Source organism: Candidatus Frankia alpina (assembly GCF_902806485.1).
Taxonomy (GTDB): domain Bacteria; phylum Actinomycetota; class Actinomycetes; order Frankiales; family Frankiaceae; genus Frankia; species Frankia alpina.
In genome coordinates this window covers 1-9,889 of the sequence record NZ_CADCWT010000188.1, presented here as the reverse complement: position 1 = coordinate 9,889, position 9,889 = coordinate 1, and the positions used below count along the sequence as shown (strand labels likewise).

At 70.5% G+C, this 9,889-nt stretch carries 6 protein-coding genes; 3 read left to right on the top strand and 3 right to left on the bottom strand.

Translation table 11 applies throughout. The features are described from left to right. Positions 1-43 precede the first annotated feature (43 nt). The 3 genes from G6R25_RS17705 to G6R25_RS17695 all read right to left on the bottom strand — a co-directional run bounded on the left by G6R25_RS17705 (position 44) and on the right by G6R25_RS17695 (position 5,999). Positions 44-445 (bottom strand): protein kinase domain-containing protein, encoded by a 402-nt coding sequence (locus G6R25_RS17705; protein WP_235948900.1) that lies wholly within the window; start codon positions 443-445, stop codon positions 44-46. Positions 446-1,060: 615 nt separating this feature from the next. Next, positions 1,061-1,699, bottom strand: coding sequence for a response regulator (locus tag G6R25_RS17700; protein ID WP_163553876.1), 639 nt, complete (start codon positions 1,697-1,699; stop codon positions 1,061-1,063). A 136-nt stretch (positions 1,700-1,835) separates the two neighbouring features. After that, a complete protein-coding gene (locus G6R25_RS17695) occupies positions 1,836-5,999 on the bottom strand; it encodes a HAMP domain-containing protein (RefSeq protein WP_163553875.1) in 4,164 nt (1,387 codons plus the stop codon). Between the two features lie 174 nt (positions 6,000-6,173). On the opposite strand from G6R25_RS17695, the gene G6R25_RS17690 reads away from it, so the two are divergent. The 3 genes from G6R25_RS17690 (at position 6,174) to G6R25_RS17680 (ending at position 9,812) form a co-directional block, all read left to right on the top strand. Continuing rightward, positions 6,174-8,291 (top strand): SpoIIE family protein phosphatase, encoded by a 2,118-nt coding sequence (locus G6R25_RS17690; protein WP_163553874.1) that lies wholly within the window; start codon positions 6,174-6,176, stop codon positions 8,289-8,291. Between the two features lie 227 nt (positions 8,292-8,518). Next, a complete protein-coding gene (locus G6R25_RS17685; protein WP_235948899.1) occupies positions 8,519-9,340 on the top strand; it encodes an ATP-binding protein in 822 nt (273 codons plus the stop codon). A gap of 268 nt (positions 9,341-9,608) precedes the next feature. Continuing rightward, positions 9,609-9,812: a hypothetical protein gene (locus G6R25_RS17680; protein ID WP_163553872.1), complete on the top strand. Its 204-nt coding sequence runs from the start codon at positions 9,609-9,611 to the stop codon at positions 9,810-9,812. The last annotated feature ends 77 nt before the right edge of the window (positions 9,813-9,889 follow it).

The following is a 9,889-nucleotide window of genomic DNA, read 5'->3' as shown; positions in this document are numbered from 1 at the left end:
AACACACCAACACAACATTGATGTCACGCAAAGCGACGAAACGTTACCGGGAAAGGCTCGGTACCCGAGCAAGTCCGAAGTCGACCAATCGCAACCCTTGCCCAGAAAGCACCACATTGGTCGGCTTCAAATCACCGAAAACAATTCCCTCGCCATGGAGCACGGACAACGCCGCCGCGAGCCGGGCGGTGTCGGCCGAGCGCAACGGACCGTCGTCCTCGACGCTGGCAGCGAGGGTCGACGCGTCGATGTACTCGACGACCACGTAAGGGGGGCGGGCCAGCGTATCCAGATCCAGGATCGCGGCGAGACAGAACGGAGCCAGCCGCCGCAGACGATCCAGGTCGATGCGCAGGCGGCGGCGGAACTCCGTGTCACGACCGAACGGCGCCGTGATCAGTTTGATGAGGACCGGCCGCGCGAGATTGTTACGGGCGAGAAACACCGGACCTGTCCCGGCGTCGACCAGTTTCCGTTCAACTGTATACGGACCGATAGTCCTTGGATCCAACCCGGCAAGAGCATGGGGAGTGCGCCGGGCAATCGCCATACGACGAAACTTCCTACGGCTGCACAAACCGACCGTGCGGGCACGGCGGCGGATCTGGTCGACAAAAGCATGCTATCGGCGCGGAGCAAGGGTGGGGACGGCAGCCATTCGGTCACGGCGTGATGTCAGCCGGGACATCAGGATATGAGCGGCCCGACACGGACGTTCCGATGCGGCTGGGCGGCTGATCTGGCGCTGGTCGGCGTCGCTCCTACGACGAAGCGTGAGGAATCGGGAACGGGATGAAGCCTCCGATCGGGTCCGTCGTCATCCCCGACGACGGTGGGATGTGACCGACACAACGCACCTGCCGCACGCCGGAGGTCCCTCGGCCGAGTACCCGGGGTACCCCGCCGCGCGCCTGCCGCCCCCACCCGGACCTGCCGGCCAGCGGTCTCCCTGCGCGGCACCACGACTACAGGAAGGCGCGGTGCCGCCGCGGCATCGAACCGCCGAAGCAGACAGACAACGTCCGCGGACAACGCCGACGGACAACGCCGGTGAATGCCGTCAGGTGTTGTTCGAGCGGGCGAAAGGCTGCAGCCGGGCGACCAGCCCGCGCACCTCGGCGCCGGCCGCCGCGAGCGTCTCCTCGGGAGAGCTCTCGGCGCCGCCCTCCAGCAGGACGTCGAGCGCGATAAGCCGCTCGACGACCTCCGTCATCAGGTCGAAGTCCCGGACCCGCTGATGGGCCAGCTCGGACAGCCGCTCGTTCTTCTCGAACAACTCCACGAACACGCTGACCTTCGCCCGCAGCAACCAGGGATCGAAGGGCTTCGCAATGTAGTCGACCGCGCCGACAGCGTAACCGCGGAACGCGTGGTGCGGCTCCCGATCGATCGCCGTGAGAAAGATGATCGGGGTGTCTCGAGTGCGCCCACGCTGCTTGATCCGATGCGCCGTCTCGAATCCGTCCATCCCAGGCATCTGCACGTCCAGCAGGATCACCGCGAAGTCGTCGACAAGAAGGCGTTTGAGTGCCTCCTCGCCCGACGACGCCGTGACAAGATCCTGATCCAGGGAGGCGAGAATCGCCTCCAGCGCCATGAGATTGTCGGCTCGGTCGTCGACCAGCAGGATCTTGCTGCGGGGTCGTTCCGTGGCCGGCCCGCCTTCGCCGTCGACGGAACCGCCGCTCCGCTCGGTCACCCGCCTGCCTCCTCCTTCGCGATCGCCTTGCCGGTCCATGGTGGGTGTCGCCACCCCACCACCATCGCTGATCGCTCCCGACGGCATCTCACCGCCCCACCGATAGGCACCCGAATGCGCACGATACGCGATCTGATCAATACAGATGCGACCGCATCACCCCGAGGAGATGATCGAGATCCACCGGCTTGGTGATGTAGTCCGTGGCGCCGGCGGTGATGCTCTTCTCCCTGTCCCCGGGCATGGCCTTCGCGGTCAGTACCAGTATCGGCAGGTCGGCGAAGGCGGGCATGTTCCGGATCATCGAAGTCGTCTCGTTGCCGTCCATGCCGGGAAGCATGACGTCCATCAGGACGAGGTGCACCGGCGCGGTGTCCTGCTGGAGGGTGCGGATCGCGTCGTGGCCGTTATCGGCGTAGAGGACCCGCATTCCGTACATCTCCAGGGCGCTCGTGAGCGCGAACACGTTGCGCACGTCGTCGTCCACGACCAGGACGGTCGTTCCGATCAGCGGGTCGGACTCGTCGAGGTCGCCCGCGGCCAGCCGGGCGCCGGTGTCGGCCGGCTCCGTCAGGAACGGGGTGCCCACCGTCGTGTCGCGCGACCGCCAGTCCGTGGTGTGCGCGGGCGAGGCCGGCGGCAAGGCCCGGGTCCCGGCCGAGCCGGCATGGACCTCGGCCCCGTTCGCCCCACCAGCCCCGTTCGCCCCGCCGTCGGCGGTGGTCATCGGCGTGGTCGCGCCGCTGTACTGGCCGGCACCGCCACCGATGCGGTCGGCGATTCCGTTGCGCCAGCCCTGCGCGGGCGGGGAGCCGGCCCCGGCCTGGCCCGCTCGCACCGGCTCGTCCAGGCCCCAGCCAGCACCGTCCGACGCACCGACGATCATGAGGACGTCGTCGGGCTCGCCCGGCGTGACCCCGAAGGCCGGCATCTGCGCGAGCGGGGCCGCCGGCAGGTAGAGGGTGAAGGTACTGCCGTGGCCGACCGCGCTGGACACCGCGATCGAGCCGCCGAGCAGTCGGGCGATCTCCTTGCTGATGGACAGGCCGAGCCCGGTGCCGCCGTAGCGGCGCGACGTGGTGCCGTCGGCCTGCTGGAATGCCTCGAAGATCATGCGTAGCTTGTCGGCGGCGATGCCGATGCCGGTGTCGCTGACCGCGAAGGACAGCACCGTGCCGGCCGAGCGCAGGTGCGACGCCAGGTGCGGCAGGTCGGGGCGGGCGAGGGTGACGTCAAGGCGAACGGTGCCACTGTCGGTGAACTTCACCGAGTTGGACAGCAGGTTCTTGAGCACCTGCTGCAGGCGCTGCTCGTCGGTGACGAACTCGGCCGGCACGTCGACGGCGAGGCTGACCTCGAACGCCAGCCCCTTCTCGTCCGCGACGGGGCCGAAGACCCCGGCGACGGCGTCGCACAGGGCGGCGGTGCTCACGTTGGCGGCGTCGATGTCCATCTTGCCGGCCTCGACCTTGGACAGGTCGAGGATGTCGTTGATCAGGCCGAGCAGCTCGGAGCCGGCGGAGTGGATCGTCTCGGCGAAGTCGATCTGTTTGCGGGACAGGTTGCGGTCGGGGTTGTCGGCGAGCAGCTTGGCGAGGATGAGCAGGCTGTTCAGCGGCGTGCGCAGCTCGTGGCTCATGTTCGCCAGGAACTCGGTCTTGTACTGCGAGGACAGCGCGAGCTGCTCGGCCTTCTCCTCCAGGCCGATGCGGGCCAGCTCGATCTCGCGGTTCTTGTCCTCCAGCAGCGCCGCCTTCTCCTCCAGCTCGTTGTTGGTGCGCTGCAACTCGACCGACTGCGACCGCAGCTCCTGGGTGAGCCGCTGGGACTGGGCCAGCAGCTCCTCCGTCCGCGCGTTCGCCATGATCGTGTTGAGGACGACGCCGATGGTGTCGACGAGCTGGTCGACCAGGGTCAGGTGCAGCTCGGAGAACGGCGTGAACGACGCCAGCTCGATGACACCGAGCACCTGGTTCTCGAAGACGACCGGGACGACGACGAGGTCGCACGGCGGCGCCTCACCCAGGCCGCTGCGGATGTTGAGGTAGCCGGCGGGCACGTGCTCGACCCGGATCCGGTTGCGTTCGAGCGCCGCCTGCCCGATCAGGCCCTCGCCGAACATGAACGTGCCGTCCGAGCGGCGCCGGGGCACCGAGCCGTAGCCGGCGACGTAGCGCAGCTTGTCGCCCTCGATGAAGTCCAGCAGGTAGACGGTGCCCTGCTGGGCGTTAACCGCCGGAGTCATCTCACTGATGATCATCTGGCAGACCGCGTAGAGGTCGCGCTGGCCCTGCATCTTGCTGCCGATGCGGGCCAGGTTCGACTTCAGCCAGTCCTGCTGCGCGTTGAGTTCGGTCGTCTCCCGCAGCCGGGCAATCATCTGGTTGATGTTGTCCTTGAGCTCGGCGACCTCGCCCTCGGCCTCCACCGAGATGGACCTGGTCAGGTCGCCTCTGGTGACGGCGGTGGACACGTCGCCGATCGCGCGCAGCTGGATGGTCAGTGTGGAGGCGAGCTGGTTGACGTTGTCGGTGAGGTCCTTCCAGGTTCCGGCCACGCCGGCGACCGTGGCCTGGCCGCCGAGCTTGCCCTCCACGCCGACCTCCCGGCCCACCCGGGTGATCTCCGCGGCGAACGAGGAGAGCTGGTCGACCATCGTGTTGACGGTGTCCTTGAGCTCGGCGATCTCGCCCTGCGCGGTGACGGTGATCTTCTGAGACAGGTCGCCGCGGGCGACGGCCGTGGTGACCAGGGCGATGTTGCGGACCTGGCTGGTCAGATTGCCGGCCATCGAGTTCACCGACTCGGTGAGGTCCCGCCACACCCCCGACACCCCGCGCACGTGCGCCTGCCCGCCCAGGTTGCCCTCGGTGCCGACCTCACGGGCGACGCGGGTGACCTCGTCGGCGAACGACGACAGCTGGTCGACCATCGTGTTCAGGGTGTCCTTGAGCTCCAGGATCTCGCCCTGGGCGGCGACGGTGATCTTCTGTGACAGGTCGCCCCGGGCGACCGCGGTGGCCACCAGGGCGATGTTGCGGACCTGGCTGGTCAGATTGCCGGCCATCGAGTTCACCGACTCGGTGAGGTCCCGCCACACCCCCGACACCCCGCGCACGTACGCCTGCCCGCCCAGGTTGCCCTCGGTGCCGACCTCCCAGGCGACCCGGGTCACCTCGTCGGCGAACGACGACAGCTGGTCCACCATCGTGTTCAGGGTGTGGGCGAGACCTGCGACCTCACCACGGGCGTCCACGGTGATCTGCCGGGTCAGGTCGCCGCGGGCCACCGCCGCCGCGACCTCGGCGATGCTGCGCACCTGAGTGGTGAGGTTGCCGGCCATAACGTTGACCGAGTCGGTCAGGTCCCGCCAGACCCCGGAGACCCCCTTGACCTGCGCCTGGCCGCCGAGCTTGCCCTCGGTGCCGACCTCCTTGGCCATCCGGGTGACCTCGTCGGCGAACGTGGAGAGCTGGTCGACCATCGTGTTGACGGTCGACTTGAGCTCGTGGATCTCGCCGCGGGCGTCGACGGTGATCTTCTGGCTCAGGTCGCCCTGCGCCACCGCGGTGGTGACCTGGGCGATGTTGCGGACCTGGCTGGTCAGGTTGCCCGCCATCGAGTTCACCGACTCGGTGAGGTCCCGCCACACCCCGGAGACGCCCTTGACCTTGGCCTGCCCGCCCAGGTTGCCCTCCGTGCCGACCTCGCGGGCCACCCGGGTCACCTCGTCGGCGAACGACGACAGCTGGTCCACCATCGTGTTCACCGTGGTGCCGATCCGCAGGAACTCCCCGCGCACCGGCTGGCCGGCGATCTCCAGCGCCATATGCTGGGACAGGTCGCCCTCGGCCACCGCCGCGATGACCCGGGCGACCTCATGGGTCGGGCGGGCCAGATCGTCGATGAGGGAGTTCACCGCCTGAGTCATGTCCGACCAGCCGCTGGGGTGGCCCAGGTCCTCCATCCGCAGGGTGAGCCGCCCGTCGCGGCGGATCACCCTGCTGACCCTGGCCAGCTCGCCGGCGTGGCGCTCCTGGACGGCGGCCAGCTCGTCGAACTTGCGCACCACCTCGCCGGCGTACCTCTCCCGGGCCGGCAGGCGGGTGGAAAAGTCGCCCTCGCACAACCTCGTCAGACCGTGCAGGAGATCGGCGATCAGCTCATCCGACGAGGTGCGTGATGTCCGGGTCTCGTCCACGTCGCGGGTCGCATGGGGGACGATGGTCGCGATAGCGTCACCGCCGGGTGCGACAGGATCACGGCGGGCCGGGGCCTGCTGGTCGTCAGTGGAACTCATCGGTCTCCTACCTGAGCTCGGTCGGCACGATCGTCTCGGACGACGGGCCGGGCGGAGGAGCCCGGGCCAGGGGCGATCTCCTCGGGGCACCGGCGTGGGCGGGCGTCGGTGGACAGGTGACACCAGCCGCCAGTATCCGCCTCACGATGGACAACGCAGGAGAGACTGAGCGACATGAATGGCGTAGGAGGGAGTCCGACGACGTCGACACAGGCCATCACGCTGCCGCCGACGCCCGACTCACCCCGGTCCGCACGGCGCTTCGTGCTCGAGACGCTGCGCGGCCGGCTCGACGACGACCTGCTCGACTCCGCGCTCCTGCTCGTCACCGAGCTGGTCACCAACGTCGTCGTGCATGCGGGCACCGCGGCCACCGTCGACGTCCGCCAGGAGGGCAGCGGCGTGCGCGTCGGCGTCGCCGACCGGCACCCGGTCCGCATCGGTATGGCGCGGGTGAAGAAGGTGGACGTGCCGCGCCCGCCGTCGGTGTTCTCCGAGGAGGCCGACTTCGGCCTCGACGGGCTGCGCGAGGACGGCCGCGGCCTCGCCCTCGTCGACGCGCTCGCGACGAGCTGGGGCACCGAGCACCGCCCCGGCGGCAAGACCGTCTGGTTCCGGCTCACCACCGCGGACGTCCCGGCGGAGGACCGCGCCGCCGAGGACGACGCCGAGGTGACCGTGCCGGCCCAGAGCCGCCCGCCGCGGCTCATCGCCCGTGACACCGCGCGCGCCCTGACCGCCGAGGGCGAGGTGAACGAGCTGCTCGCACAGCTCGTCGACGCGCTGACCGTGACCGCCGGGCTGGTGCGCCGCCCCGGGCTCGACGGCGGCGGGGTCGAGACCGTGGCCACCCTCGGCGTCGTCGGCGAGGCCGGCGAGGCGGTCGCGTTCCCGCTGGATCCGACCCAGTCGAGCCTCGGCGAGCTGCTGCTGTGGCCGGCGCCCGGGGCGGGCCTGGCCGGACTGGACGTCGACCGCATCCGGCTGGCGACCCGGTGGATGGCGCTGGCCCTCGGCGGCGGCGACATGCGCCGCGCCGAGGAGCGCCGGATCGGGATGCTGTCGTTCCTCGCCGAGGCGTCCGACCTGCTCGCCGGCAGCCTCGACCTCGGCCACTCGCTGGCCCTGCTGGCGCGGCTGCCCGTCCCCCGACTCGCGCAGTGGTGCGCGGTCTACCTGCACCGGGAGAACGTCGATCCGGCGCTGTGGTCGGCGGCTCACGCCGAGGAGAGCCTGGCCGGCGCGTTGAGCGTGGCGGCGGCCGACCCGGGTGGTGTGCTGATGGCCGCGGTGCGCACCGCCAGCGGGGACCGGATGCACTCGCTGACCGCGTTCGGCGGCCCGGCCATGGTGATGGTGCTCAAGGCCCGCCGCCGGGTCCTCGGTGTGCTCGCCCTCGGGCGCCCGGAGGGCAACGCCTTCGCCGCCGACGAGCTCGACCTGCTCGCCGACCTCGCCCGCCGGGCCGCGTTCGCCATCGACAACGCCCGTCTCTACAGCCGACAGGTGGAGCTCGCCGGCACGCTGCAGGCGGGGCTGCGCCCACCGGAACTGCCGATGATCGAGGGCCTCGACCTCGGTTCCGCCTACGGCGCGGCGCAGTCGGCCGGCCTCGACGTCGGCGGAGACTTCTTCGACCTGCTGTGGGGCCCGTTGGGCTGGACGATCGCTATCGGCGACGTTTGCGGCAAGGGCGCCGAGGCCGCGACCGTCACCGGGGTGGCCCGCGCCGTCCTGCGGCTGCTCACCGGCCGCGGCACCGACCTCGGCGAGGTTCTGCTCGAACTGAACCGGACGCTGCGCGACGCCGCCTCCGCCCATCCCAACGGCCAGGGCCGCTTCTGCACCCTGGCCGCGGCGTCGATCACGGGCCCGGCCAGTGCGCCCGGCCCGGCCCCGGTGGCCGACGGTGCGCAGCCCGCCGGGATCCGCCTGCGGCTGTTCCTCGCCGGGCACCCCCAGCCGGTGGTGCTGCACGCGGACGGCCACGCCTCGTTCGTCGGCCGGCCGGGCACCCTGCTCGGCGTCCTCGACGACGACGAGGTCTCCTTCCCCGGCATCGACGTCACCCTCTGCGCCGGCGAGTCGCTGATCTTCTACACCGACGGGGTGATCGAGGCCCGCGACGGCCGCGACCTGCTCGGCGAGGAACGGCTGCTGGCGGCGGTCGCCGGGTGCGCGGGACTGTCAGCGCAGGGTATCGCTGACCGGGTACTCGCCGTGGCCGAGCGCTTCGCCGGTGGCAACCTGCGCGACGACGTCGCGATCCTGGTTGCGCGGGTACCCGGCTGACCGATCCCCACCTGGTGGCGGCGACCGTCACGCCCAACCGGCACCGGAGCCGACCGCCCGGCCATAACCGCAGGTCCTGCGACTGCGGCATGATCGGATGACGAGTGGGCATCGCTCCAAGGAGTGCGATCGGAATTCCAAGGCTTCAATCCGCCCTGAGCGGGTACACGATGAGCGATGTCCTCGTTGTTCAGGCTTGGTGGTAGATGAGCGCGTCTTCGGTTCCCATGGCCGTGGTTCGGCAGGCGACCTCTCGATGCCCACCCGCGACCCACATACTCGCCGAGCTTCCCTATCTCCCTTCGGCCGTTCCCCAGGCCCGCCGGGTCCTGCGGGAGGGCATGCGGATGGTGCAGCTCCCCGAGGACATCCGCGGCACCGCCGAGCTGCTTGTCAGCGAACTCGTGACCAATGCCGTCAAGTACGGCCAGCCGCCGCTGTGGCTGCTCATCGAGATGCGCCCCGGGCTGATCCACGCCTCCGTCTCGGACACCTCGACCGTCCTGCCGCAGCGGCGCGCTGCCGCGCCCGACGCCGAGGGCGGCCGCGGACTGCTCGTCCTCGACGCCCTCGCCGGCAGCTGGGGAACGGTCACCGCGGAGTCGGGGAAGTACCTCTGGTTCGACCTGCCGGTGCCGCCCGTTGCCGACGGCGACGGCGATGGCGAGGCCACGGTGACGACCTCCCTCGACGGCGATCGCACCCCGGCGTCCACCGGCACAGCGAACCCGGCGGATCCCGCCCAGGTCGCCGCGGGACACCCGCACCAGGGGCGTTCCGACGGACCCGCCTCGCCGTCCGCGCCACTGCCATCCGAGCCACCGCCGGACAAGGCTGCGCCCCCCGCCGCGCCGCGGGCCGCCCTGGTGTCTTCCGGCCTGCGCGCCGACGGGCCGATGGCGACGCCCGCGGCAGCCACGACCTCCGCCATCTCCCAGCGGCGGTCCTGCCCCGGTTCGGGCAGGGTCCGGTCGGCCATCTCCGGGCCGGGCGTCCCCCGGTGGGACGACGGCCAGTCCGACGCCAGGATCATCACCCGGCTGTTCTGAGGCCCCGGGTCCGCCGCCCATCGAAACGCGCAGGCGCCGGGCCGGCGCCCTCGCCCACGTCGGCCCCCACCCGGTTCGGCATCCCGAGCCCGCAGCCGAACGCGACGGCGACGAGCCCGGGCGGCCCGCTGACGCCGCCGCGGTCCCGCCCCAACGGCGTCCCCCTCGGCAGCTTCAGGCCGACTACGCCCGCCAGCCACCGACGGCGGGTAACTGGTTCTCCTCGACCCCGCTCGGATACAAGATCGTCAACTCGGACGTCGACCGGGTGACCGTGGCGCTGCTGATCCTGCGCGAGGGCGGCACGAGCGCCGGCACCAGGTTCGACAAGGCGGCGGACGTGCTGACCTGGGTGGACGGCGACTGGCGCTGGGACGACGGCATCGACGCGCCGGGGGCGCTGGAGCTGCCCTCGACGAGCGACCCCGCCCGGATCAAGGCAGGGGGCTGGGAGGTGTTCACGGTTGGCTAAATGCACCGGATTCGGACGACTAGTAGGGCTTTGTTAGGTGTCGTTGAGTTGTGGTTTCAAGCGATCTGGTGACGGAT